The sequence below is a fragment of the Halopiger goleimassiliensis genome (genome assembly GCF_000455345.1).
Taxonomy (GTDB): domain Archaea; phylum Halobacteriota; class Halobacteria; order Halobacteriales; family Natrialbaceae; genus Halopiger_A; species Halopiger_A goleimassiliensis.
Genome location: NZ_HG315691.1, coordinates 43,772 through 67,573, shown reverse-complemented (window position 1 = coordinate 67,573; position 23,802 = coordinate 43,772). Strand labels below are relative to the sequence as shown.

The following is a 23,802-nucleotide window of genomic DNA, read 5'->3' as shown; positions in this document are numbered from 1 at the left end:
CAGCCATCAGCGGGCGCTCGAGCGAACGTCGTACGACGACGCGTCGCGGTCCCGGATGGCCAGCCACAGCGCACAGCAGAACGCGATCGCGACGGCACCGGCGAGGATGCCGAAGGCGATCCGGTAGCCGGTCTCGGTGTAGGCGACGGTGCCGCCGACGGTCTCTCCGGTCCGGTAGGCGTCGAGCACGATCCCCATGGCCGTCGGGAGGATCGTCGCACCGACGAACCCTGCCGTGTTCACCGTTGCCGTCGCGACGCCGCTGGCTCCCGCGGGATACCGTTCTTTGATCGCCGAGAGCGACAGCATGGCAGCGCCGAACAGGAAGCCACAGGCGAAGTACGCCAGCGCGATCAGACCCAGCGGCGGCCGTCCGAAGGCGGGAACGACGGCGAGTGCGAGCGCGAACAGGCCGATACCGGCGGCCATCGGGAGGAGCCGACGGCTGATACGGTCGGAGAGCCAGCCGATCGCCGGCGGGCCGAACAGCGATCCGACCGACCCGAGCAGCGTGAAGTACGACGCGGTCGTCACCTCGAGGTCGTAGACGACGACCAGGTACGGAACGCCCCAGAGACCGATCAGCGTCAACATCGCACCGTTGCCCGCGAAGAAGACGACCGACAGCAGCCACTGGTCGAGGTCGCCAGCGAGCGTCCGCAACTGCTCGAGCGCGTCCGAGAGCGTCACCGACGGCTGTTCGGGGACCCCTGCGATCGGCTCGAGGCCCGCCGCAGCGGGTGACTGGCGGGCCAGAACGAAGACCGCGCCGGCCGCGAGAAAGCCCACGCCGGCGAGCCCGAGGATCGTGTCCCGCCAGCCGACAGCCTCGACGGCGACGGCGAGCGGCGTCGTCGCGAGGATCGCACCCAGTCCGGCGACGCTGCCCGTCAGCCCCGCCATCGTCGCGAACTCGTCGGCCCGGTACCAGTTGGCACAGAACCGGAGGATCGAGACGAAGATGACCCCGCTGCCGAGACCGATCAGCGCGCGGGCAGCAAAAGCGCTCGCGTAGCCGTCGCTCACTGCGAAGCCGACAGCCCCGAGACTGAGGACGACGGCACCGATCGAACCGACGTAGCGCGGCCCGACCCGATCGGCGAGGATTCCCGTCGGTATCTGGACGACGGCATAGACGAGGAAGAAGGAGGCGTGTAACGTTCCCAACTGTGCGGCCGTCGTCCCGAAGGCCGTCGTCAACCGCTCGGAGAGGATGCCCGTCGAGAGTCGATGGAGGTTGACGAGCAGGAAGACAGTCGCGAGCGCCCCCCACGCGAGCCACCGCCGGTTGGTCGGATCCGACAGCACTGTCACGCTCGCTACGTTACGTGAGCAGCCCCCTAAGGATTGGGAGCGCGGAACGAACGGGCGAGACGCCCCTCGCGGGTCGATCGCTCGAGAAAAGGTGTCGGTGTCGGCGAGTTACGCTCCGCCGGGTTTCGGTGACCGGACCGTTAGATCCGACCGACGTTGTCGACGTCGACGCTCTCGACGCCTTCGACGTCAGTGAAGTTCTCCTCGACGGTTTCGGTACCGCCCGCGCCGTCCGGGACGATGACCGTCGGGTACAGCGCGGTGAGACCGAACGCGACCTCCTCGCGCTCGACGCCGTTGATCTTCGCGCCCTCGGGGAGGGAGCTCTCGAGGCGCTCCTGGAGCGCGTCGAGGTCGATTTCCGGACTGTTCGGCATGACCTTGATCTTGGCAGCTACTTTTCCCATGGGAATCAGGGACCGGTGAACCCGCAGTCGGGGCACTCGTAGAGGTTGCTCTGCTTGCGGCACTTCGCACAGCGATAGATCTGGGTCCCACACTCGGGACACTTGAACGCGGCGGCGTTCGTGCCAGCGATGTTGATCCCGCAGGAGACGCAGGATCGCGACTGGCGGTCGTCCGTCGTACTCATACCCCTCCCTTCCCGCCCGTCGTTTTTAAAAGGATCGATACCAGAATTCCTCGTCCGGTCGTGTGGTGAGGGTGTGTGATCGCACGTACCCGCGGCGTGGATTCGAGACCGTCCCTCGCCCGAGGCCTGCAATCAGCGCGATACACCTCAGGAACCCACCCCGTTCGACAGACAGCGGATCGATTCGACCGGGCGTTTTCTGAGTCAGAAAATCCGCGTCTAGGTCTTTTACCCATGGGGGGAAACGAACACTTGCGGCCTGCCAGCCGGCGTGTGTGCCCGACCGCCGGACGGCCGTGCCTCTGACACTTCTGTACACCATTCCACGCGTCAGCCGCGAACTCAACATTCAAACCCGGGCGCACCCTATCGCCGGTAGATGCGCCTCGACGAGTACATCGAGGAACTCGAGCCCGACGAGGAGGCCCAGCGTCGGCAACTCGCGAAGGAAAAATCCTACGCGGTTACGGACTATCTCGAGGAGTTCGAACAACGGTTCGACGACGCGCTGTCGGGCGATACGCTCGTCGGCTCGACGTCGCCGTCGATCTTCGTCGGGCGCTCGAACTACCCGGACATCCCCGTCGGCGTCCTCTCCCCGGTCGGCGACGAGGACGACGCGGAGGAGTACGTTACTGACGGGACCTGGTATCGACAGGGCTACGGCATCGACGACGTCCTGCAGCGTCGGACCGGACTCCTGAACTCGAGCAAACGGGCCAACGTCGACTCGCCGTCCATCGCGAGTCGGCTCACGCCGAACGTTCACGACGCCTGGGACGGCTTCGTCGGCGTCCAGCGCGAGGTAGCCATCGCCGACCGGCCGGTCGACCTCGAGATCGGGCTGGACGACACGCCCGATCTCGGCCTCGACGCGGGCACCGACGTCGCCACGCCCCGCGGCCCGCGGGCGAACGCCCGCAACGCCGAACTCCGGGAGAACCCCTACGTGCCCCGCCCCGTCAAGAAGACGCTCGAGGACGACGACTGGCAGGCACAGGGGGCGATGACCTACCTCTATCGGCGCGGGTTCGACGTTTACGAGATCAACTCGATCCTCTCGGCGGGCGCGCTCGGGGAAGCCGACCAGCGGCGTCTCGTTCCGACCCGGTGGTCGATCACCGCGGTCGACGACACGATCGGCCAGTACCTGCGCGGACGGATCAGAAACGAGCGGAGCATCGACGAGGTGCAGGTCTGGGCCAACGAGTACATGGGGAATCGCTACTGGATCGTCCTCGCGCCCGGTAGCTGGGAGTTCGAACTCGTCGAGATGAAAGCACCTGGTAGCATCTGGAACCCCGACCCCGAGGGGGACGTCTGGCTGGCCAGCGCCAGCGAGGGATACGAGGGTCGCACGAGTTACGTCGAGGAGACCGCCGGTGCCTACTACGCCGCCCGCCTGGCCGTCCTCGAGCACCTCGCGGAGATCGGTCGACAGGCGAAGTGTCTGGTCCTGCGCGAGGTGAGCGACGACTACTGGGCACCGGTAGGCGTCTGGCAGGTCCGCGAGAGCGTTCGCAACGCCTTCGAGGGGGTTCCCGGGAGCGCAAGCGACCGGGAGCTCGGCAATCGAGATTCGATTGCCGGTGAGTACGGCGAGGCCGAGACCTTCCACGGCGCAGTCGCCGAAATCGCGGCGCAACTGCCGGTCTCCTACGAGCGCCTCCAGCGCAAGTCCGAACTCGCCGCTGCCGTCCAGTCGAACCTCGACGCGTTCTCTCGATCGTGAGGCCGTCTCGAGACCGGCTGTGATCGGCGATCTGCCGCTACCGATCCCCGGCCGTCGCCCCCATATGGTAGGCGAAGACGCCGGTCGGATCGTCGAACTCGGCTCTCGGGTAGTGGCCGGTCGGGAGGCCGCCAGCGACGACCCACCACTCCGTCCGGTCGCCCGCAGACGTCCGCGCAGTGAAGACGTACGATCGCTCGCCGTGAACGTCGAACGATTCGGCGAACTCGAGGTCTCGGACGAATGCGGCTGTTTCCCGTTCGAGGTACTCCTCGGCGCGTGCTTTCGCCTTCGATCGCTCCATTTGCTACCGACGACACAGGCAACGCGCATAGAAGTATCCGATCCGTCCCCATCCGCCCGGAATTGCCCTGTGTCCACCGCTACGGACAGATTCGCGTCCCGCTACCGGCGACGACCGGAGGCAGAAACCCTTTCACCGCTCGGACCCTCGGGTCGACCGATGCCCGTGGCCTCACTTCCGCCGGACGCGTTTACCCTCCTCGCTGCGCTCTTCCTGCTGATCGGGGTTCCAGCGATCCTGTTCGGCGGCATCATGCTCTACACCGGCTACGTTCGCTACGACGGCGAACGCTACCTCGAGGAACTCGAGGCCGAAGCGGTCGACGATGCCGACGCGTCGGGCGAAACCGACGCCGAAACGGAGTAGTTCGCGTACAGAGACCCCCGATTGTTTGCTGAGACGCAGCGTCACGTCCGTCTCGAAGGGCAGCCGCCGTTGGGAGGAACGGTTGCCTCGAGCCTACCGATTGCAATTCAGTTCGTTGAGCAATGACTGCTGATACCAGCCTGCATACGCCCTGATAATACATCGTGCCTCTTTTATTCCCTTGGCGCATAACGTGGCTGATGTCGTTCGATTTCACCCCGACGACGATCGACGAGTTGGATCCAGCGCGTCGTCCGACCGTCGGACAGGCGCTCGTTCCAGTGCTCGCGGTCGTCGGATTTCTCGGGATCGGCTCGGCGGTGCTGGGACTCGATCCCCACGTCCCGCTGCTCTGGAGTATCGTCTTCACCGGCGCGTTCGGTACCTACCTGGGCTACTCGTGGTCGGACCTCTACGACGGAATCGCCAACGCGTTGCTGATGGGGCTGCAGGCGATCCTGATCATCTTCACTATCTACGCGCTGATCGCGACCTGGGTCGACGCCGGCACGATTCCGGCGATGATGTACTACGGCCTCGAGTTGCTGACGCCAACGGTGTTTCTGCCCGTCGCGGCCATCCTCGCGGCGGTGGTGGCCTTCGCCATCGGGTCCTCGTGGACGACGGTCGGGACGCTCGGGGTTGCGTTCGTCGGAATCGGTACAGGCCTGGACGTCTCGGCCCCGATGACGGTCGGAGCAGTGATCTCCGGCGCGTACGCGGGGGACAAGCAGTCGCCGCTCTCGGACACGACGAACCTCGCGGCGGGCGTGACCAACACGCCGCTGTACGATCACATCCGTCGGATGCGAACCGGTACCGCGATCGCGTTCGGCCTCTCGGTCGCGATCTTCGCCGTGCTCGGCCTCCAGGCGAGCGGGACGGTGCCGAGCGGGCAGGTCACGGAGATCCAGACCGCCCTCGCCGGGACGTACAACGTCTCGCCGCTCGTCTTCTTGCCGCTCGTGATCACGTTCGGTCTGGCGCTCTGGGGAGTACCCGCGTTGTCGACGCTCGTCGCCGGCACCTTCGCTGGCGTCCTCACGTCGATCCTCCTGCAGGGTGCGGGCTTCGTCCCCGCCTGGGAGGTCTTCCTCGAGGGGACCGAACCCGTGACCGGCTCCGACCTGGTGGACAAACTCCTCGAGACGGGTGGTCTCACCGGTTCCGCCTGGACGATCACGGTCGTCGTCACCGCGCTGGCCCTCGGCGGGTTGCTCGAGAAGACCGGGGTCCTTGCGGTGCTCGCCCACCGCCTGTCGCAGGGCGTCCGTAGCTCCGGAAGTCTGATCGCCGGTACGGGGCTCTCCGCGATGGCGATCAACGTCTTGACCGCCCAGCAGTACATGAGCATCGTCCTGCCCGGGATGACCCTGCGAAACCTCTACGAAGAGTTCTCGCTCGACAGCGACGAACTCTCGAGGGCGGTCGAGGCGGCAGGCACCCCGACCGGTGCCCTCATTCCGTGGCACGCCGGCGGCGTCTTCATGACGACCGTGACTGAAGTCCCGACGCTCTCGTACGCACCGTACTACCTGTTCGGCATCCTCTCACCGCTGGTCCTGTTCGCGATGGCGCTCTCGGGGTGGGGCGTGCCGACGACCCGACGCACGGAACGGAGCCAGCCGGCCGACTAAGGGCCTCGAGCGGTGTCTCACTCGGTTGGCTCGGCCCGTAACTCACCGTCGTCGATCGACTCCGATCGAAGTGACACTGACTCGCGGGCCTCGAACGTCAGGTTGTGCTCGCTGAAGACGTTCACGCCGGCCTTGAAGACCGCGAGGACGACCGGGCCGAGGAACAGCCCCATGATGCCGAGGACGTAGATGCCGCCGATGACGCCGACGATGACGACCGCCGGATGCAGTCCCGATCCGCGGTCCACGAAGTAGGCTCTGAGGTAGTTGTCGATCGCCGAGAGGACGGTCAGCCCGTAGACGGCGAGAGCGACGCCCCCCAGGACGTTGTCGATCATCACGAGCCACACGACTGCGGGGCCCCAGACGAGCCAGACCCCGATGACCGGGAGGAACGCGACGCCGATCATGACGATGGTCCAGAAGACGACGTTCGGTACGCCGAGGACGTAGAAGCCCAGACCACCCATCACGCCTTCGATGATCGCGACGAACACGTGGCTCTTGATGACCGCCCAGGTGACGACGGATACTTCCTCGAACAGTTCGTCGCGCACGTGGTTCTCGAGCGGGACGACGTCGCGGAGCCAGTCGACGAGGTGGTCGCCGTCGGCCAGCATGTAGTACAGCAGGAAGACGAACACTAGCAGTCCGAGTCCCGTCTCGATGCTCGTCCCGACCAGTCCGACGGCTTCCTCGATAGCGATGTCCAACGCTCCCGAAAGCGACGATTCCGCCTCGGAGACGACCGTGGCCTCGAGCGAGGCGACCTGACTCTCCTCGAGTCCGATGTCCTCCCGGGCGATTCCGCGGACGGTCTCGAGTAGCTGTCCGGCGTCGATGCTGCCGACCATCGTGAAGGCGGTCTGGAGGACGATCACCGAGACCAACAGCAACGGGACGACGACGCCGAGGACGGCGACGACGGTCAGCCCGAAGGCCGTCGGCCGAGCGCCGAACGTCGGCTCGAGTCGTCTGTGAGCCGGATACAGGATGAACGCGAGGAGCCCTGCCGCCAGGATGTACTGGAGGAGGGGTGCGACGATGAGGGTCGCGATCCCGGCGAGGACGAGAAGCAGGAGGGCGAAGAATCCAGTCCGGGGATCCATACCTCGTGTTGATTCGGCAACCGATTAAGTTGTTTCGTTCTATGAATGTTCGTGAGAAGGAATCGTCAGACGATTCCGTCGAACCACCAGGACGTGATCCGGAAACTGATAGCGGCGAATCGGGAGGATGGGGAGGACGCGACGTGGATCAGCCTCGAGCAACCCGTCTCACACGGCGGCGAGTGCGGTCGATTCCGCTCAGTCGGTCACCTCGGTCTCGACCGAATCGAACCGTTCGAAGGCCTCCTCGGTGAGATCACCCGTCGTATCGACGATGTCGGCCCACGCGTCGTTGTCCGGCGCTATCCCGAGCAGACGGGCGATTTTCATGATCGAAACGTGATAGACGCGCTGGCGACCCGGTTCTTCCTGCCAGACGATCATATTGCACGGGAAGAGGCCGCCGATCCGCAACGTCTCGTCCAGCGCCCGATCCGCGATCTCGGGGTTGCAGGCACCCAGCACGTAGTAGGGATCACGGTCTGCGTCGACCTTCTCGTTCAACAGTTCCGAGGGGGAGAACTCGACGGGAATGCCGAAGCCCACCTCGAGACAGACCTCGCGGACGTGTTCGATCGCGTCCTCGTGGTCCATCTCGAGGACGGCCTGCTTCTCGCCGAACGCTTCGGGATCGATCGTTGCTGGGTCGATCGGTAGTGACATGACCGGTAGTTCGACTGCGAGTGACAAAAGGGATCGTCCCCGGATTTATTAATATATTTATATTAGTCTGCTCGAGTGTGTCGGCACGATGTCGAATTCAGCATATGGTGGGGGGAGACGATGAGTGACGGCGGGCCGACGCGGCGAACGCTACTGAAGGCGACCGGCATCAGCGTCGCCGGCGGGGCGATGGTCGCATCGACGGCCGCAGGAGCGACGGCTGGGACGGCGAGCGGCCCGACCGTCTACGTTTCGTCCGCGGACAACACGTTGTACGCGCTCGACGCCGCGAGTGGGGACGTAACGTGGGAGTTCGATAGCCGAGAGGACTCGTTCACGCGCATGACTGCGCCGACGGTCGCGGACGGAACGGCGTACGTCGGCTCGGAGGACGAGACGGTGTACGCGATCGACGCGGCGACGGGGACGGAAGAGTGGGCGTTCGAGAAACCGTCCAAGAAGATCCCGGGATCGCCGACGGTCGTGGATGGGACGGTGTACGCTGGGTCCGGGTCCAGAGACCAGACGCTGTACGCGATCGACGCGACGACCGGCGAGGAGGAGTGGTCGTTCAGCGACTTCCAGTCGCGGTTTCCGACGTCACCGAACGTCGTGGATGGAACGGTCTACGCCGGCTCGGTGAACGCGAACCTGTACGCGATCGACGCGGCGACTGGAGAGCAAGAGTGGCTCTACGGCGATTCGAACTACTACGTGATCAACACGCCGACGGTCGCCGGCGGCATCGCGTTCGCCGGGGGGAACGATCTCCGACTACACGCTGTCGATGCGGAGACGGGCAACCGGGTCTGGCAGTTCGGTACGCCCGACGAACCGGTGCGCGCACCAACCGTCTTCGACGGCACGGTGTACGCCGGTGCCGACGACGGTACGCTCTACGCCGTCACCGCTGCCACCGGCGAGGAGGAGTGGTCGCTCGAGGTCACGGACGACGATGCGGTGATTCCGACGGTGGCTGACGGCGTCGTCTACGTCGGATCGGACGAGGGGCCGGTATACGCGCTCGACGCCGAGACGGGCGATCGGCGCTGGACGTTCGACGCTCCCTCGGGCTCGACCACCGACGCGCCGACGGTCCACGACGGAACGGTATACGTCGGCTCGATCGACGGGTCGGTCTACGCGGTCGACGCCGAGTCCGGGACGCTCGAGTGGAGCCAGGAGCTAAAAGAGTTCGCTGGCGTCTACGCTCCGACGGTCGTCGCGGATCCCGAGTCCGGGGACAGTGTCGGATCGCGCGTCCGTCTCGGAACGCTCGGACACACCGACCACTGGGCCGAGGAGAGCCCTGCGATCGAGTTCGAAGCGCCGGAATCGGACGAGGAGACGGCGGGTGAAAGCACCGAGGACGGCGGTAGCGACGGAACTGACTCGACGGCGGACGGTGATGGAGACGGTTACGATGATACGTCGGACGAGACCGAAGAATCGGCGTCTGCCGGTGCTGACGACGGTGACAGCGGTGACGATAGTGCGACGAACGATACGACCGAGGACGAAACGGAGGCGGCGGACGACGGGATTCCGGGTCCCGGCATCGTCGGGACGCTCGCGAGCGTCGGCGGCGTCGGCTACCACCTCGCTCGACGAACGGAGACGGAGGCAGGGAACCACGACGCGCGGTCCGACGAATAGTACCGGTTACTTCGCGGTCCTCGGTCGGCGACACTGCCGGCGGCTCTGCGGACGCGACCGTGAAACCGACGGCCAAAATTCGTGAGTACCGTTGCCCGCTGTCCGTCGTCTTCTCGGGTCGATTACCCGTGGTCGAAATCTTCGTTGTAGGCCGCCACGGTCGAGAGCGAATCGCCGACGCCGCTCGTCAGAGGGGAACCGGTAGCCACTCCAGGTATCCCAGGGCCTTCGTCGGATCGAACAGCGGTTCGTGCAGGACGAGCCAGTCGAGCAGGACGAGACCGGCCCCGTGGGCCAGCACCGACGGCAGGATGGAGTCCGACTGGTAGTCGACGGCCCCGAAGAGAACGTCCGTCGGTCCCGAGAGGAGGAACTCGACCGGCGGCTTCGAGGAGTGGTGGATCATGTAGACGACCGGCGAGATGAACACGGCCGTGAACCCGATCTCCTTGACGCCGACGCACAGCAGGCCCCGGTAGTAGGTCTCCGCCGCCAGCGCGAGCAGAAACAGCTGTACGGCGTGGGGGACGAACGACCCCAGTGCTGCGGTGGTCTCCCACATCGGGTAGTACGCCCGGATCGTCGGCAGCGTCGAGCCGACCAGGTAGAACGGCAGGACGAACAGCGAGAGCAGGACGGCGTTCCGGACGGCGGTCCGGTTGATCGTCCAGCCGACGTGACGACCGTGCGTCAGCCCCAGTGCCAGCGGGCCGCCGATGAGCAAGACGCTATCGACGACGACCCGCCGCTGGAGCTCGTTCGGGACGGCGTGCATCCAGAGGACCGTCAGCACGGCCCCCGTTAGCAGCGACTTCTGGACCCACGAGAGCCGGTCGAACTGGTCGCGGGCCCAGCCGAACGTGCGGTCCTCGGTCGCCACTGTTTCCGTCGCTACTCCTCGGCCGTCGGGATCGGTCCGGTCCCGATGACCGCACGGACGTGGGACTCGAACTCCTGGTGGCGCTCGAAGTACGTCTCGTCGACATCCTCGAGTACCGCCGAGAGTTCGCGCGGCCCGTCCGGGGTCCGGATGACGCTGTCACCCTCGAGCCGGTCGACTTCGCTTTTCTCCTTGGGCCAGGTCAGTCGCGAACTCACGCGAGCGAGAGGCGCACCCTCGACCGGCGTCCGCTCCCCCAGTTCGACCGCCGGCTCCTCGTCCTCGGTGTCGTCGCTCATGTGCGGTCGGTTCGCGAGCCCGTCGATTCAAGGTTTCGCTTCGGCGGCCGATCGGCGGTTCGCCGGCCGACAACCCCTCTGCGAACCGAGAGATGTCTGACATAGCGTTTTGTGGCGGGAGTTCGTACGCGACCGCATGGCAAGCCTGACGGAGGTCTACGATGGGAGCGCTCGGGACGCCACGAGCCTCCGGCGGCTGTACGCGGGGACGGCGCTCGTCCTGCTCGGGGCGGTCCTCTCCGTAGTGGCCGTACTGTTGGCGACGACCGATCTCTTCGCCGGCGTCGTGGAGACGATCGCCGGCTCCTGGGCGTCGACCGAACAGTATCCGTCGGGAGAGACGGAGTTGTACGCGTCCGTCCGGATCGCGGGCGCTCTGGCCGGTCTGGGCGTCCCGGCGGTCCTGGTCGGCATCTTCATGGTGTTACCCGCCGGTCGCTGGGTCCGGGCTGCCGGCGCGATCAGTGCCAGCCTCTGTCTCCTCGGCGTGACGCTGTTCTGGTACGCCTACCCGATCCACTGGCGCGGCCACGGCGAGGAACTCACCCTGCAGGTCTCGGCGGTCTATCTGCTCGGACTGTTCATCGCCGTCTGGTGTCTGTTCACCGCCGTCGTCAACTTCAAGACGCGGAACGATCCCGGCGGGATGCTCGAGATGAACGTCACGCGGCGCAACCAGACCGTCGTGGAGGTCTCGGAATCCGAGGACGAGTCCGCCGGTCTCGGCGGCATCGGCTTCTTCGGCGGTACGCCAGACGGCGAGGTCGAGACCCAGACGAACGCCCCCACGCAGGCGTCCGACGGGGCAAACGCATCCAGCGACGACGCGACCGTGATGTCCTACGACGAGGAGACGGCCACCTCGTCCCGCTCCCGACGAACTGCGGAACCGACCGGTCCCGGAACCGGCGCGGCCACCAGCGACGGCGGGTCGACGACTGCGGACATCTCCTCGCCGCTCGACGACGGGCCGACCGCGGCCCAGCAGGGTCGCGACGCCGTCGTCGTCGACGGCTCGAGCGCGGCTGACGACACCGAACTCGGCGACCGCTACTGCGGGAACTGCGAGCACTTCGAGTACGTCCGCTCCTCCTCGGGCATGGTCCCCTACTGTGCCCGCCACGAAGAGACGATGGACGACATGGACGCCTGCGACGCCTGGTCGCCGAACCGACGGTAACGTTCGAAGACGGTTTTTCGAGGCTTCGCGATTCGTTCTCGAGGCAGAGTATCGACGAGTCGCGGCGTGACGGGCGCTAGAGTCCCAGCGACTGTCGGCCGAGTTCGAAGCCCCACTGCGGGGCGTCGTAAACGATCGCTGCAGCGCCGCCGAGTTCGAACACCGTCACCAGCACGGTCACGATGGTCGATCGGCTACTGCTGACGGCGACGCCGAGCGGGAGCCCGTACTCCTTCGACGAGAGGGGATAGAACAGCGCGATGCCGCGTTTGCTCCCCGCGACGTCGAGGACGTAGTGGGTGAGCACGCCGATCCAGACGAACTCGAGGTTCCCGAAGTGGTAGGGGAAGGCGAGGAAGGCACCGAGTACCGCGAGGTTGTGCAGCGTTTTCCGGTGTCGACCGAAGGCGGTGTCGACGTCCGGAAACAGCGCGCCGAGCGTCACCGGGACGCCGATTTTGACGATGGTCTCGAGCGTCGCCACCGCCTCGGCAGGTTCGGTCGCCGGCTCGAGCATGATTCCGAGGCCGACGCTCAACAGGACGGCGTTGAGGACGTGTCCCTTCTTGTTCATTCACGTGTGACTCTCGAACCGACCGCCGAATAGCTTTCTTTCCGAACTGTCGTCCGGACCGAACGATCGGCTCGAGCGGTCGGGCAATTCGAGTCGGGGTGGCCGATCAGGAGCGTCGGTCGTCGATTGCCCCGAGGAGGTCCGCGAGTGCCCGATCGACGGTCTTCTCGCGGACCGTCGCCCGGTCGCCGTCGAACTCGTACCGCGAGGCGGTTGCGAACGACGATTCGGTGCCCCAGTCGCCGGCGTACGCGATGCCGACGTAGACCGTTCCCACGGGGTCGTCCTCGGTTCCTCCGGATGGGCCGGCGATGCCAGTGGTCGCGACGCCCCAGGTGACGTCGGCGACGTCGCGGACGCCGCGGGCCATCTCGAGCGCGACGGGTTCCGAGACAGCCCCGTGTTCGTCGAGCGCCTCGCGACTGACGCCCAGTTCGCGGCGTTTCGCGCCGTAGGAGTAGGTCGCCACCGCCGAGTCGAAGTAGTCGCTCGCTCCCGGGACGGCCGTGATCGCCGCGCCGATCAACCCGCCCGTACAGGACTCGGCGACGGCGAGCGTCGCGTCCGTCTCGCGTAACGCCTCGCCGACGCGCTCCGATCGCTCGAGGTCGACGTCCAGACTCATACGCGGGGAGACGGCCGGCGGCGTTGTCAGACTGTCGGCGATTCGGGTAGCATCGGAGACACCCCCAGTACTGCGCGTCGAGGAGACTCCATCCTGGCGGACTGAACGGGCGAGTCGCTCTCGGCGACCCCCGGCGACGCAAGCACTGCAGGGCGCGTAGCGCCCGAAGCGCGCAGCGAGCCGCGGGGGTCGAGAGCGAGGAGGGCTTTCGTCCCCTCGGTCTCCGAAGCCACGCTTCCAAACGTCGTCCAGAACGCCGCCTTCGCCACGTTTTTGGCCGCTCCGGGCCATCCTCCGGGTATGGACGGTACGATCGACCACACGATGATCCGCGTCGCGGACCTCGAGGAATCGCTCGACTGGTACCAGACTCACCTCGAGTACGAGGAGAAGGACCGCTACGAGGGCGACGGGTTCACCATCGTCTACCTCGGTCCCGAGGAGCTGCACGAGGAGGGTGCCATGCTCGAGCTCACCCACAACGAGGGCGAAACGCCGGAACTGGGTGACGCCTGGGGCCACATCGCCGTCCGCGTTCCCGAGGGAGAACTCGAGGAGTACTACCAGCAGCTGATGGACGAAGGCGTCGAGGATTATCGAGACCCCGAGTCCTGCGGCGGCCGATACGCCTTCGTGAAGGACCCCGACGGCCACGAGATCGAGATCGTCCAGCGCGACCCCGACCTGACGACGTGGTCGCTCGACCACACCATGATCCGCGTCGAGGACGCCGACGAGGCGCTTGGCTTCTGGACCCGCAAGTTCGAGTACGACGAGGTCGGCCGCTGGGAGGCCGACACCTTCGCGAACTACTTCGTCGAACCCGAAGACGCCGCCGACGAGGCGATGTCCGTCGAACTCACGTACAACTACGACGGCCGCACCTACGACATGGGCGACGCCTGGGGCCACCTCTGCGTCCGCGTCGACGACCTCCAGGAGGACTGGGAGACCCTGATGGAGCGCGAGGCTCCCGAGTATCGGGATCCCGAGAGCAACGACGACATGTACGCGTTCACCAAGGATCAGGACGGCCACGAGATCGAACTGCTCGAGCGCGACCTCGAGGCCGACTCGCTATTCCCGTTCTGACGCGCCGACCCTCGATCCTGCCGGGCGCTCCCGGTCGGCCCGCATCCGGCCTATCCGGGTGGAAGCGTCTCCTCATCCCGTTCGTCCGGGCGTCGCGGTAACTCTCGTTTTCGTGTCGCACAACCGGAACGGAGTACCGCCACGGTAACGCTTAGGCGCGACCGGTGTCGAACGGTCGTCATGGCACCCGGTTCGAGTTCGAACGCGATCGACGGGTCCGGAGACGCCTCGGTCACCGTCTACGAGGACGTCACCTACGCCGAGCGCGAGGCCGGCGCGATGAAACTGGATCTCTACGTCCCCGAGACCGACGGGTCGACGCCGCTCGTCGTCTACGTCCACGGCGGCGGGTGGGTCTTCGAGACCCGGAAGAACGCACCGGACCTCGAGCGGTTCGCGGCCGAGTGGGATTGCGCGATGGCCAGTGTCAGCTATCGGCTGGCGGTAGTTCCGGACGACGTCGAGTTGCCGTTCGAGGTCGATCCGGAGAACCCGACGCCGCGGGGCGTCTTTCCCGACCAGATCGTCGACGTGAAGGCGGCGATCAGGTGGCTCCGCGCGAACGCCGACGAGTACGGCTTCGACGGGGAACGCGTGGCGACGTGGGGGTCGTCCGCGGGCGGCCATCTGGCCGCGCTGGCCGGTCTCGTCGACGACGTCGAGGCCATTGCCGGCGACGTTTACTCGAACGAGGCCGTCGCGAAGCGGGTTGCGCCCGACGAATCCGGTGCCGTTCAGGCGGTCGTCGACTGGTACGGGATTCACGATCTGCTCGCGTTGACCGGCGAGGAGGGCGACGTGGGGTCCCTCCTGCTCGGCGGATCGCCCACGGAGCATCCGGGCCGTGCTTGCCGCGCGAGTCCGGTTACGTACGTGACGGCAGACGATCCGCCCTTCCTCCTGATGCACGGCCGCGAGGACGGGGTCGTCCCCATCGAACAGAGTCGTCGCCTGTTCGACGCGTTGGCCGACGCCGGCGTGGACGCGACGCTGTACGACCTGCACGACCTCGGACACGTCTGGGGTGCCGACTCCGAACGGACGGCGATAGACGTCCTCGAGTCGGAGCGCCACGCCCAGAGCGTGACCGCGACGGCCACCGCCGACGGCGACGGTGGGGGGCCGCTGCTCGAGGCACGGTCGCCGGCCGGCCCGGACGCGATCGGAGCGTTCCTCGCGGAGACGCTCCGGTAGCCCAGGCGGGAGCAGCGGGTTTCGAGCCGAAGCCGTCTTCCAGGCACCGGGACCACCGCGATCAGCAGAATTATTGGATTCGTGTCGAAACTCGAGACCGATGACGGTCCCAACGAAACCGCTCCCCGGTGGCGACGAACTGCCGACGATCGGCTTCGGGACGTGGGAACTCGAGGGCGAGACCGCCCGCGAATCGGTCGAGACCGCCCTCGAGGCGGGGTACACCCACATCGACACCGCCGAGGGGTACATGAACGAAGCGGAGATCGGCGAGGTCATCGCCGACTACGACCGCGACGACCTCTTTCTCACGTCGAAGGTGCTCCCGAAGAACCTCCACTACGGCGACGTGATCGCCTCGTGCGAGGAGAGTCTCGAGCGGTTGGGCACCGACTACCTCGATCTGTACCTGATCCACTGGCCGAACCCGGCCATTTCGCTGCGCGAGACGCTGGACGCGATGGCGACCCTCCACGAGGAAGGACTCGTCCGGAACGTCGGGGTCTCGAACTTCAGCGCCTACCAGCTAAGCGCGGCCCAGCACGTCGCGGACGTCCCGATCGCGGTCAATCAGATCGAGTTCCACCCGTGGCTCCAGCGGCCGGACCTGGTCGAGTACTGCCGGGAGACCGACACGGTCGTAGAGGCCGCCGCGCCGCTCGCCCGGACGGACGTGTTCGAGGACGAGGTCGTACAGGAACTCGCCGACGAGTACGACAAGTCGCCCGCACAGATCGTCCTCCGGTGGGCGATCGACCGCGACGTGGTCGTCCTGCCGCGCTCGACCACGCCCGATCACATCCGGGCGAACGCCGACCTGTTCGACTGGGAACTCTCGGAGGCGGATCGCCGACGCCTCGACCAGCGCGACCGAAATCAGCCCGTCTACGACTTCCCGGCACGGGACTGGAACGACGACGTCTGGGGGATTCCGCAGTAACCCCCGTCGCTCCCAGAATCACCCCGTCACGCCCGTCTCGTAGATCGCCGACGCCGTGAGACGATCCGCCGCCACGTCGACGCCGATCCCGACGTGGGCGGCCGAACTCGAGAGTCGGGCCTCGAGTTCGGCTTCGGTCGCGTCGATCGATTCGTGGATCGCCGCGAGGTCGGCCTTGGTACCGTCGGCGTCGCCGGTGATCGATGCGACGAAGCCCACCGCGTCGGTGATCGCGTCGCGCTCGGTGGCCGAAACCTTCAGCGTCGATCGGTCGAACGACGACGTATGGACGCCGAATTCGACATCCACGATCACCGCCATCAGCTGAAACAGCTGAAAGACAGCGGCGACACCGCCGCGTTCGAAAATCGGGACGAGTTGACGTGTCCGACCTGCTCGAAGTCGTTCGACCGACTGATGATCATCGAGTCACGGGGTGTCCGATTTCCGGAAAACGACGGCCGTCCGTTCTGTCTCCTCCGACGCGCGAACGATATGGTGCTGTTCAGACACTGAGGAATCGACGGATCGAACCGGAAACGCCCTCAGAACAGGTCGTCCGGATCGATGCTCGTGTTCTCGGCGTTCTCGAGCAGGAGGTCGTCGAGCGCCTGCTCGAGTTCGTCACGACGGGGCAGGGCGAGCATCTGACAGGTGAACACCTGGTCGCTGTCGGTCTGGATGCTCGAGTCGAGCATGAACGCGTGGTCGTCGGTTTCGGCGATTTCGGCCGTGATGGGTCGCAGGATCGAAGCGCCGGTGTCGGCGACGAACTCCGGGGGCGAGTGTTTGATCTCGGCGTTGAGGACGTTCGCCCAGCCGTCGACGAAGCCGCTGGTCATGATGTTGCCGAGTTCGCGCAACGCGCCCTGTTCAGTCGACCCCCACTGCTCGTCGGTCTCCATCGGCACCAGCGAGTCGACCACGGCCCGGCCGGAGGGCTGGTCGAACAGGATGACGAGGTAGCCGCCGAGTTTCCCTTCGAACTCCATGACGGTGCCGACGTAGCGTTTGTTCCCCACCTCCATCGGGATGTCCTCGATCGGGATGAGGCTCAGCCGGCTGACGTTGACCGTCGTGTCGATGCCCGTCATCGACGTGATGTTGGCCGCCGACTTCTCAGCGCCCTCCTTGGTCATCTCGTTGAAGACCTCGAGTTTCTCGAGCGAGACGATCTGGTCGGTCTGGGGTTCCAGCGAGCGCTCGAGCGAGTCGGCGTCCGGAACGAGGAGGATGCGGAAGTCGATCGGCTCGTTGACGGCGTCCTTCGATGCTTCGACGCGACTGCGGAAGACGAACAGATGGGTGTCGTCCTCGTTCGCGGAGGTCGGGAGGATGTCGGGGCCAGTCCCCTCGATGTAGGTCGGGGGCGAACTCTTGATCTTCGCCTCGAGGTAGTTCGCCCAGCCGTCGACGAAGCCGCTGGTCATGATGTTCCCGACTTCTTTGATGCTGCTCTTTTTCTTCGCGGGGTCGTCGGCCGGCACGAGCGTCTCGGTGATCGCCTGGCGGCCTTGCTCGTCGAACGCGAGGACGATCTCGCCCGATATTTCGCCGGTCAGATCGATGTTGACGCCGGCGAACTCGTCGCCGATGAACTCGTAGCTCAGGCTCTGGGGAGACATCAACGAGACGTCGGTCACCTGAACGCCGGTCTCGATACCGGTCAACTGCGAGAGCGATTGGGCGGCCGACTGAGCGCCGTCGTGGGCCAGTTCCTGATAGGTTTCGAGTTCGCGTATGTCGATTTCCATAGGATGGGTTACTCGGCGGCGATGCTGTTGAGTTCTTCCAGAACGCTCTCCTTCTGGAACGGTTTCGTGATGTATCCCTCCGCGCCCGCCTTGATCGAGTCTTTCATCTGTTCGGCCTGCTCGACGCTCGTACACATCACGATCTTGGCGTTGGGATCTTTGTCCGTGATCTCGTCCGTGGCCTCGATGCCGTCCTTGATCGGCATCACGATGTCCATGAAGACGATGTCCGGATCTTCCTGTTCGTAGAGTTCGACCGCTTCGACGCCGTTTTCAGCCTCGCCGACGATATTGTGGTCTTCCTCGAGAATTTCCCGCAGGAGATCCCGCATGAATCCGGAATCGTCCGTTATCAACACGTCCATGGGCAGGTGAATACACCAGGAGGACTTAACGATAATGACCAACTATGTGACACTCAGGGCGGTGGGTTCCCGGCGATCGCGTCGATTCGACGGCGGGGATTCTGACACCAGAATAATTTTGTAATATTAACATAATCGTATCGCCATGATTGTCTCGTCATCGGTTGCGCAACTGGAGCCATCGAGTTCGTTGGTGCCGAGCGAGACCACGTTCCTGGCGGTCGTGCTCACGTTCGGAGTCCTCGCCGTCGCCGTCCGGACGGTCTCCTGGCTGGCGACCACCCAGTTCGACCGGCTACTGTTAGGCGTCGCGTACGTCACTGGCGTCGTCGGGTTCGTCTTCACCGAAGATCCCGCCCTCGTCTTCGCACCGCCGACGGCGACGCTGGCCTGGGTGTTCGTCGGCCGGTACGTCGACCACGGTCCACGACGCCGTCACCCTTCGTCGAGTGAGGACGGGGGAGGCAGTGGCTCCGGGGACGACGGGGACGAAACGGGCCTCACTGCAGAGGAACTCGATACGGATCCACCGGGTCACGACTTCTCCGACGTCGCCGGGATGGACGACCTCAAGGAAACGCTCCACGACCGGGTAATCGACCCCCTCACGCGCGAGGACGTCTACGACTACTACGGCATCGGCACCGTCAACGGCGTCCTCTTTCACGGCCCACCCGGGTGCGGGAAGACCTTCGTCGCCAGCGCGCTCGCAGCGGAGACCGAGTACGACTACATCGAAGTGACGCCAAGCGACATCACTAGCAAGTACATCGGCGAGGCCGCGGACAACGTCGCGACCGTCTTCGAGGTCGCCCGCGAGAACGAACCGTGTCTCGTCTTCATCGACGAGATCGACGCGATCGCAGGCGACCGCTCGGGCCGGATGGCCACGAGCGAACAGCAGATGGTCAACCAGTTGCTGACCGAACTCGAGTCACAGAACGACGCCGACATCGTCGTCTTCGCGGCGACGAACTATCTCGAGGACGTCGACGACGCCATCCTCCGGTCGGGTCGGTTCGACGAGCGCATCGAGGTCCCGCCGCCGGATCGACAGGCTCGCCTCGAGATGCTCCGACTCGAACTCGCCGACGCACCGGTCGCCGACGACGTCAGCCTCGAGTCCATCGCGGCCGCGACGGCCGGCTACGCCTCGAGCGACGTGACCCTCGTGGGGGACGTCGCCATCCGCCACGCGATCGGCGACGAGTCGCCGGTCCAGCAGTCACACCTCCGGCAAGCCGTCGAGGAGATCGACACCAGCATTCCGACGTGGCTGGATCGGTACGAGGACCAGTTCGAGGAGGACCTCGGTCGCTCCTCGGCGGACGAGCCCCGTCCCTTCCACGAGTTGCCGGGGATGGACGACCTCACAGCACTGCTCGAGCGCCGCGTTCTCGGACCGGTGCGAAACCCCGACGCGTACGAGAAGTTCGGCGTGGAGCGCGTCGACGGAACCCTGCTCTACGGGCCGCCTGACGCGGGCAAGACCGCGCTCGCGCGCTCGATCGCCGCCGAACTCGACCGCCCGGTCGTCGAGGTCGGTCCGGACCGGTTCCACCGCGAGGGCGTCGACGATCCCGCCGATCGAACCGCCGAAATCGTCGAGGACGCCCGCGAGATCGCCCCGAGCGTGCTCGTCCTCGACGACGTGGACGAACTCGCGCCGGCAACCGGGGGTTCACGGGCGACGAAACGGATCGCCTCCCAACTCGAGTCGCTGTTACCGACCCTCCCGGACGACGTACTCGTCGTCGGGACCGCCAGATCGATCGACGGGATCAACGTCGACGTGCTCCACGCGGGGACGTTCGACGAGCGCATCGAGGTGCCGCCGCCGGACGGCGAGACGCGGTTCGCGATCCTGGCCGACGCGGTCCCCGAAGGGTTCCTGGCTGACTCGGTCGACGTCGACGCGGTCGTCGACGCCACCGAGGGGTTCAGCATCCGCGACGTTCGTCACCTCGCGGGTCGGGTCTCCCGCGACGCCATCCGTCGGGAGAAACAACTCACCACAGACCGACTCGTCGCGGAAGCCGAGGCGATCGACGCGACCCTCGAGGAGTGGAATCGGACCGGGCTCGAGGGGGTTCCGACGCCGCTGGCCGACGGAGTCGGCCGGCGTCGATAGCGATCGACGGACCGAAACCGACGCAGAAGCGACGGAGAAGCGAGCGGCAGGTGCGTTATCGGACTGCTTTCGTCGCGTCGTCGATGATCTCGAGGGCTTCCTTCAACTCCGCCATGCTGGTCGCATAGGAGAGTCGTGCGTAGCCCCCGCCGTTCTCCCCGAATGCGTCGCCGGGGACGACGACAACGTCACGATCCAGCACTGCGTCGCACCAGCCATCGGGCACCTTCGGCATGGCGTAGAACGCCCCGTCGGGCGTCGGTACCTCGAGGCCGGCGTCCTCGAGGCCGTCGAGGACGACGTCCCGGCGCTGTTCGAAGGCTTCGACCATCTCGTCGACGGGATCCTGCGGACCGGTCAGCGCGGCCTCGGCGGCGTACTGGGCCGGCGCGGACGCACAGGCCTGAGCGTACTGGTGGACCCGCAGCATCCGCTCGATGCGACGGGTCGAGCCGACGACCCAGCCGAGTCGCCAGCCGGTCATCGAGTAGGTCTTCGAACAGGCGCTGACGACGACCACGTTGTCGGTCTCGGCGAACTCCATCGGCGACCGGTGCTCGCCGTCGAAGACGATCTTCTCGTAGACCTCGTCGGAGAGACAGAGCACGTCGTGTTCGTCGGCGATGCGGGCGAACTCGCGCATGTCCTCCTCGCTCTGGACGGCACCGGTCGGGTTCGCGGGGCTGTTGACGACGAACGCCGCCGTTTCGTCGGTGATCGCGTCCTCGACGGTCGCCGGGTCGAGGGTGAGGTCCTCGCGCAGCCCTACCGGCTTCGGCGTCCCGTCGGCGAGTTTCGTCAGCGCATCGTAGGAGACGAATCCGGGATCCGGGAAGATCACCTCCTCGCCGGGATCGACGTGGGCCTCGAGTGCGAGGTGCAGCGCCTCGCTGCCGCCGGAGGTGGCGATGATATCGCCGGGATCGACCTCGAGGCCGTAGTCCCGGTCGTACTTCGCGGCGATCGCCTCGCGGAGGGAGGCGGTCCCCTTGTTCGAGGTGTAGGCGTCGGTCAGTCCCTCCTCGATCGCTTCGATCGCGCCGCGACGGGCGTGTGCGGGCGTCGGGAAGTCCGGCTGGCCGAGTCCGAGGTTGATGGCGTCCTCGCCGGCGGCCTCGAACACTTCGCGAATCCCGCTGATCGACACCTGCTCGACCCGTGCTGCGAACTCCGTCATGGCTAGCAGAGCGGTGGCGATCCCGATAACTCTTGATGGTCCGTCGCCGGTCGTGAAACGGCACTCGAGCCCCCATACATCGCCGTTCGCGGGGAAGTGTGGCCACTGCGGGCAGTTCCTCACGGCCGTTGGGGGATCGGCCGAGCCTCACGAGTAACCGACGGGTCAGTGCTCGAGCACGAGGCGATCCGTCCGCTCGAGGAACGCCGAGACGCGCTCGTCGAAGGTCCGTTTGCGTTCGTGGTAAGCGCCGTGTTTCGCACCCGGGACGAGTTCGAGTTCGGCGTTCGGAATCCCCGCGGCGGTTTCCCGGGTCCGATCGGGCGTGAAGTAGGGGTCGCGCTCGCCGCCGAAGACGAGCGTCGGCTGGTGGACGTCGCCGAGCGCGTCGCAGCCGTCGAACGAGCGGATGAACTCGAGCGACCGCAGGACGTCGTCCGGGTCAGCCGGCCGAGGTTGCAGGAACTGACCGATCGTCAGCAGCCACGGCGGGTACGCGACGGCGCGGCCGTCCGCGAACATGTCGGCGACGAGTTTCGATCGGATCGCGCTCCAGTCGCGTCGCCGCGCGTAGCGTTCGAACGTCCGGACGTCGTCGAGCGCGTCGTCGTCGATCCGACAGGCGCTGTTCGCGAGAACGAGGCGATCCACGAGGTCCGGGTGACGGCGGGCGAGCGCCTGGCCGACTAGACCGCCCATCGAGAATCCCACGAGGTCGACGCCTGCCGCCGATTTCGCGAGCGCTTCGAGCGATCGGGCGTGGCCGTCGGCGGCCGTCTCCTCGTCGTAGTCGGCCGGCAACCCCCGGGGGCGGCTGACGATGGAGACGCTGTGGCTCTCGAGGAAGCGACCGACGTAGGGGACGAGCGCCCAGCCGGATCCCGGCGGATAGACGCCGGCAAACATGGAGTCCTCGAACCCCGGCAACACGACGAGCGCACGTGAACCGTCGCCGACGCTGGCGTACGGATAGCCGCCGGGAAGGGTTCCCGACTCGGTCTCGAGCACGATTACGGCGTCAGCCGATCCCACAGCGACTTCATGTCCTTCGCCGTCGCCATCGTCTCGAGTTCGCGGTAGGCGGATTTCTCCTCGTCGTAGTTCGATTCCAGCGGGTTGCGCACCTCGTCGCCGTAGTCGAGTTGGTTCGCCATCGTCGACAGCCCTTCGTAAGCGGTCATCTCTATCCGCTCTGTCATCATCCCGGCGTTCAGGTACAGCATGTTGCGGAGGTCGTCGTCCTCGATGGCCTCCTCCATCGTCTGCCGTTCGGTCTCGAGCGCGTCGAGGATCGGGGCCTCGCGCCGTTCTGCGGGGCGGTCCAGCGCCGCGAACACGTCCTCGAGACGCTCGACCTGCGTTCGCGTTTCGTCACGGTGATCGGCGAAACCGGTGCTCATCCGATCGTTCGTCGCGTCGATCGCCATCTCGTCGAGCGTTCCGACGAGTTCCTGCTCGATGTGATACTGCTGGGCGAGTTTGTGGTGGAACAGTTCCTCGAGGTCGGCGATCCGGTCGGGGCTGGTCGTGGCCATACGGAACACGGCGTCGGCGAGTCGCATAGTCGTCGGCCCCGAACACGCAGGGATCGAGTCGCCGCCGACCGCGGCTCCCTGGCCGTCGGCGATCACTCGGACTCGAGGCCCGGATCAGGCCACGTCGTCGGGGACGTCGAAGTCGTGGAAGTGCTCACCTTTCTCCTTGCTCAAGATGTCTAGGGCCGCGGACGCCCCGTCGCCCGCGGCGATGACGGCCTGCCACTCCTCGTCGCGGACCATCGCGCCCGTCGCGTACAGGTCGTCGATGCTCGTCTCCGTATCGAGGTCGACGTCGACGGTTCCGTCGTCGGCGAACTCCACCGCGAGGTCCTCGGCGATCGACCGGTCCGCGCCGGTCGCGAGCACGACGTAGTCTGCGTCGTAGGCGTCATCCGTGGTTTCGACCGTGAAGCCGCCGTCACCGATCGGCTCGACATCGGTCACCTCCTCGTCCTCGCGAACGTCGGCACCCCGGTCGCGAACCTGCCCGCGGGTGACGGTCATGAACTCGCTGCCGGAGATGCTCCGGATCCCCGGATAGTTGAACAGGTGGGCCTTGTGCATCCACGTCTCGTCCGTATCGAAGACGACCGTCTCGAGGCCGTTTTTCGCGGTGAACAGTGCGGCGCTCAGGCCGGCGGGGCCGCCGCCGACGACAGCTACGTCCGGCATAGTCGGCC

27 protein-coding genes are annotated in these 23,802 nt (G+C 66.1%); 10 read left to right on the top strand and 17 right to left on the bottom strand.

Annotated elements, in window-relative coordinates:
- Positions 1 to 6: 6 nt before the first annotated feature.
- The 3 genes from TX79_RS15160 to TX79_RS15150 form a co-directional block, all read right to left on the bottom strand.
- Positions 7 to 1,314, bottom strand: a complete 1,308-nt coding sequence (locus TX79_RS15160) for an MFS transporter (RefSeq protein WP_049928494.1) — start codon at positions 1,312 to 1,314, stop codon at positions 7 to 9.
- A gap of 140 nt (positions 1,315 to 1,454) precedes the next feature.
- The gene (locus tag TX79_RS15155) at positions 1,455 to 1,721 is read right to left on the bottom strand and encodes an elongation factor 1-beta (protein ID WP_049928493.1); all 267 of its coding nucleotides are present in this window, start codon (positions 1,719 to 1,721) and stop codon (positions 1,455 to 1,457) included.
- 5 nt (positions 1,722 to 1,726) lie between these two features.
- Entirely contained in the window at positions 1,727 to 1,906 is a 180-nt protein-coding gene (locus tag TX79_RS15150) for an HVO_2753 family zinc finger protein (RefSeq protein ID WP_049928492.1), read from the bottom strand.
- 379 nt (positions 1,907 to 2,285) lie between these two features.
- On the opposite strand from TX79_RS15150, the gene nreA reads away from it, so the two are divergent.
- Positions 2,286 to 3,638, top strand: a complete 1,353-nt coding sequence (nreA, locus tag TX79_RS15145) for a DNA repair protein NreA (RefSeq protein WP_049928491.1) — start codon at positions 2,286 to 2,288, stop codon at positions 3,636 to 3,638.
- Positions 3,639 to 3,675: 37 nt separating this feature from the next.
- Here the strand turns inward: nreA and TX79_RS15140 are convergent, their stop codons facing one another.
- The gene (locus TX79_RS15140; RefSeq protein WP_049928490.1) at positions 3,676 to 3,942 is read right to left on the bottom strand and encodes a hypothetical protein; all 267 of its coding nucleotides are present in this window, start codon (positions 3,940 to 3,942) and stop codon (positions 3,676 to 3,678) included.
- A 159-nt stretch (positions 3,943 to 4,101) separates the two neighbouring features.
- On the opposite strand from TX79_RS15140, the gene TX79_RS15135 reads away from it, so the two are divergent.
- A complete protein-coding gene (locus tag TX79_RS15135; protein WP_049928489.1) occupies positions 4,102 to 4,308 on the top strand; it encodes a hypothetical protein in 207 nt (68 codons plus the stop codon).
- 200 nt (positions 4,309 to 4,508) lie between these two features.
- Positions 4,509 to 5,945, top strand: a complete 1,437-nt coding sequence (gene arcD, locus TX79_RS15130) for an arginine/ornithine antiporter ArcD (protein ID WP_049928488.1) — start codon at positions 4,509 to 4,511, stop codon at positions 5,943 to 5,945.
- A 17-nt stretch (positions 5,946 to 5,962) separates the two neighbouring features.
- Here arcD and TX79_RS15125 read toward each other — a convergent pair whose 3' ends face one another.
- Both TX79_RS15125 and TX79_RS15120 read right to left on the bottom strand, forming a co-directional pair.
- Positions 5,963 to 7,054 (bottom strand): AI-2E family transporter, encoded by a 1,092-nt coding sequence (locus TX79_RS15125; protein WP_049928487.1) that lies wholly within the window; start codon positions 7,052 to 7,054, stop codon positions 5,963 to 5,965.
- A 198-nt stretch (positions 7,055 to 7,252) separates the two neighbouring features.
- Complete coding sequence (locus tag TX79_RS15120) at positions 7,253 to 7,717, bottom strand: DUF302 domain-containing protein (RefSeq protein WP_049928486.1); 465 nt, start codon at positions 7,715 to 7,717, stop codon at positions 7,253 to 7,255.
- Positions 7,718 to 7,837: 120 nt separating this feature from the next.
- Here TX79_RS15120 and TX79_RS15115 point away from each other — a divergent pair, with 120 nt between their 5' ends.
- Positions 7,838 to 9,373: an outer membrane protein assembly factor BamB family protein gene (locus tag TX79_RS15115; RefSeq protein ID WP_049928485.1), complete on the top strand. Its 1,536-nt coding sequence runs from the start codon at positions 7,838 to 7,840 to the stop codon at positions 9,371 to 9,373.
- A 187-nt stretch (positions 9,374 to 9,560) separates the two neighbouring features.
- On the opposite strand, the gene TX79_RS15110 is transcribed toward TX79_RS15115, so the two are convergent.
- Positions 9,561 to 10,253, bottom strand: a complete 693-nt coding sequence (locus tag TX79_RS15110) for a CPBP family glutamic-type intramembrane protease (RefSeq protein WP_049928484.1) — start codon at positions 10,251 to 10,253, stop codon at positions 9,561 to 9,563.
- An 11-nt stretch (positions 10,254 to 10,264) separates the two neighbouring features.
- Positions 10,265 to 10,552, bottom strand: a complete 288-nt coding sequence (locus tag TX79_RS15105) for a DUF5789 family protein (protein WP_049928483.1) — start codon at positions 10,550 to 10,552, stop codon at positions 10,265 to 10,267.
- Between the two features lie 136 nt (positions 10,553 to 10,688).
- Here TX79_RS15105 and TX79_RS15100 point away from each other — a divergent pair, with 136 nt between their 5' ends.
- A complete protein-coding gene (locus TX79_RS15100; protein WP_049928482.1) occupies positions 10,689 to 11,732 on the top strand; it encodes a DUF7139 domain-containing protein in 1,044 nt (347 codons plus the stop codon).
- Between the two features lie 76 nt (positions 11,733 to 11,808).
- Here TX79_RS15100 and TX79_RS15095 read toward each other — a convergent pair whose 3' ends face one another.
- Entirely contained in the window at positions 11,809 to 12,306 is a 498-nt protein-coding gene (locus tag TX79_RS15095) for a metal-dependent hydrolase (RefSeq protein WP_049928481.1), read from the bottom strand.
- 106 nt (positions 12,307 to 12,412) lie between these two features.
- Positions 12,413 to 12,931 carry a CinA family protein gene (locus TX79_RS15090; protein WP_049928480.1) on the bottom strand — a complete coding sequence of 173 codons (519 nt, stop codon included), beginning with the start codon at positions 12,929 to 12,931 and terminating at the stop codon, positions 12,413 to 12,415.
- Between the two features lie 300 nt (positions 12,932 to 13,231).
- On the opposite strand from TX79_RS15090, the gene TX79_RS15085 reads away from it, so the two are divergent.
- The 3 genes from TX79_RS15085 to TX79_RS15075 all read left to right on the top strand — a co-directional run bounded on the left by TX79_RS15085 (position 13,232) and on the right by TX79_RS15075 (position 16,157).
- Positions 13,232 to 14,023: a VOC family protein gene (locus TX79_RS15085; RefSeq protein WP_049928479.1), complete on the top strand. Its 792-nt coding sequence runs from the start codon at positions 13,232 to 13,234 to the stop codon at positions 14,021 to 14,023.
- A gap of 180 nt (positions 14,024 to 14,203) precedes the next feature.
- Positions 14,204 to 15,217 (top strand): alpha/beta hydrolase, encoded by a 1,014-nt coding sequence (locus TX79_RS15080; protein WP_049928478.1) that lies wholly within the window; start codon positions 14,204 to 14,206, stop codon positions 15,215 to 15,217.
- Between the two features lie 100 nt (positions 15,218 to 15,317).
- The gene (locus TX79_RS15075) at positions 15,318 to 16,157 is read left to right on the top strand and encodes an aldo/keto reductase (protein WP_049928477.1); all 840 of its coding nucleotides are present in this window, start codon (positions 15,318 to 15,320) and stop codon (positions 16,155 to 16,157) included.
- Between the two features lie 18 nt (positions 16,158 to 16,175).
- Here TX79_RS15075 and TX79_RS15070 read toward each other — a convergent pair whose 3' ends face one another.
- Entirely contained in the window at positions 16,176 to 16,478 is a 303-nt protein-coding gene (locus tag TX79_RS15070; protein WP_154660556.1) for a hypothetical protein, read from the bottom strand.
- Here TX79_RS15070 and TX79_RS20150 point away from each other — a divergent pair.
- Positions 16,443 to 16,673 carry a DUF7385 family protein gene (locus tag TX79_RS20150; RefSeq protein ID WP_049928475.1) on the top strand — a complete coding sequence of 77 codons (231 nt, stop codon included), beginning with the start codon at positions 16,443 to 16,445 and terminating at the stop codon, positions 16,671 to 16,673. The two genes, TX79_RS15070 and TX79_RS20150, sit on opposite strands and share 36 nt — an antisense overlap.
- Before the next feature lie 29 nt (positions 16,674 to 16,702).
- Here TX79_RS20150 and TX79_RS15060 read toward each other — a convergent pair whose 3' ends face one another.
- The gene (locus TX79_RS15060; RefSeq protein ID WP_049928474.1) at positions 16,703 to 17,911 is read right to left on the bottom strand and encodes a chemotaxis protein CheC; all 1,209 of its coding nucleotides are present in this window, start codon (positions 17,909 to 17,911) and stop codon (positions 16,703 to 16,705) included.
- Between the two features lie 8 nt (positions 17,912 to 17,919).
- Positions 17,920 to 18,276, bottom strand: coding sequence for a chemotaxis protein CheY (gene cheY / locus TX79_RS15055; protein WP_049928473.1), 357 nt, complete (start codon positions 18,274 to 18,276; stop codon positions 17,920 to 17,922).
- 145 nt (positions 18,277 to 18,421) lie between these two features.
- Between cheY and TX79_RS15050 the strand changes: the two genes are divergently transcribed.
- The gene (locus tag TX79_RS15050; protein ID WP_081655608.1) at positions 18,422 to 20,407 is read left to right on the top strand and encodes an AAA family ATPase; all 1,986 of its coding nucleotides are present in this window, start codon (positions 18,422 to 18,424) and stop codon (positions 20,405 to 20,407) included.
- A gap of 55 nt (positions 20,408 to 20,462) precedes the next feature.
- Here TX79_RS15050 and TX79_RS15045 read toward each other — a convergent pair whose 3' ends face one another.
- From TX79_RS15045 to TX79_RS15030, 4 genes are all read right to left on the bottom strand, one after another.
- Entirely contained in the window at positions 20,463 to 21,584 is a 1,122-nt protein-coding gene (locus tag TX79_RS15045; protein ID WP_049928471.1) for a pyridoxal phosphate-dependent aminotransferase, read from the bottom strand.
- A 165-nt stretch (positions 21,585 to 21,749) separates the two neighbouring features.
- A complete protein-coding gene (locus TX79_RS15040; RefSeq protein WP_049928470.1) occupies positions 21,750 to 22,616 on the bottom strand; it encodes an alpha/beta fold hydrolase in 867 nt (288 codons plus the stop codon).
- On the bottom strand, positions 22,595 to 23,119 hold the full coding sequence (locus tag TX79_RS15035; protein WP_049929216.1) for a YciE/YciF ferroxidase family protein: 525 nt from the start codon (positions 23,117 to 23,119) through the stop codon (positions 22,595 to 22,597). Before TX79_RS15035 ends, TX79_RS15040 begins: the two co-directional genes overlap by 22 nt.
- A 114-nt stretch (positions 23,120 to 23,233) precedes the next feature.
- Positions 23,234 to 23,794, bottom strand: coding sequence for an FAD-dependent oxidoreductase (locus TX79_RS15030; RefSeq protein ID WP_049928469.1), 561 nt, complete (start codon positions 23,792 to 23,794; stop codon positions 23,234 to 23,236).
- Between the last annotated feature and the right edge of the window lie 8 nt (positions 23,795 to 23,802).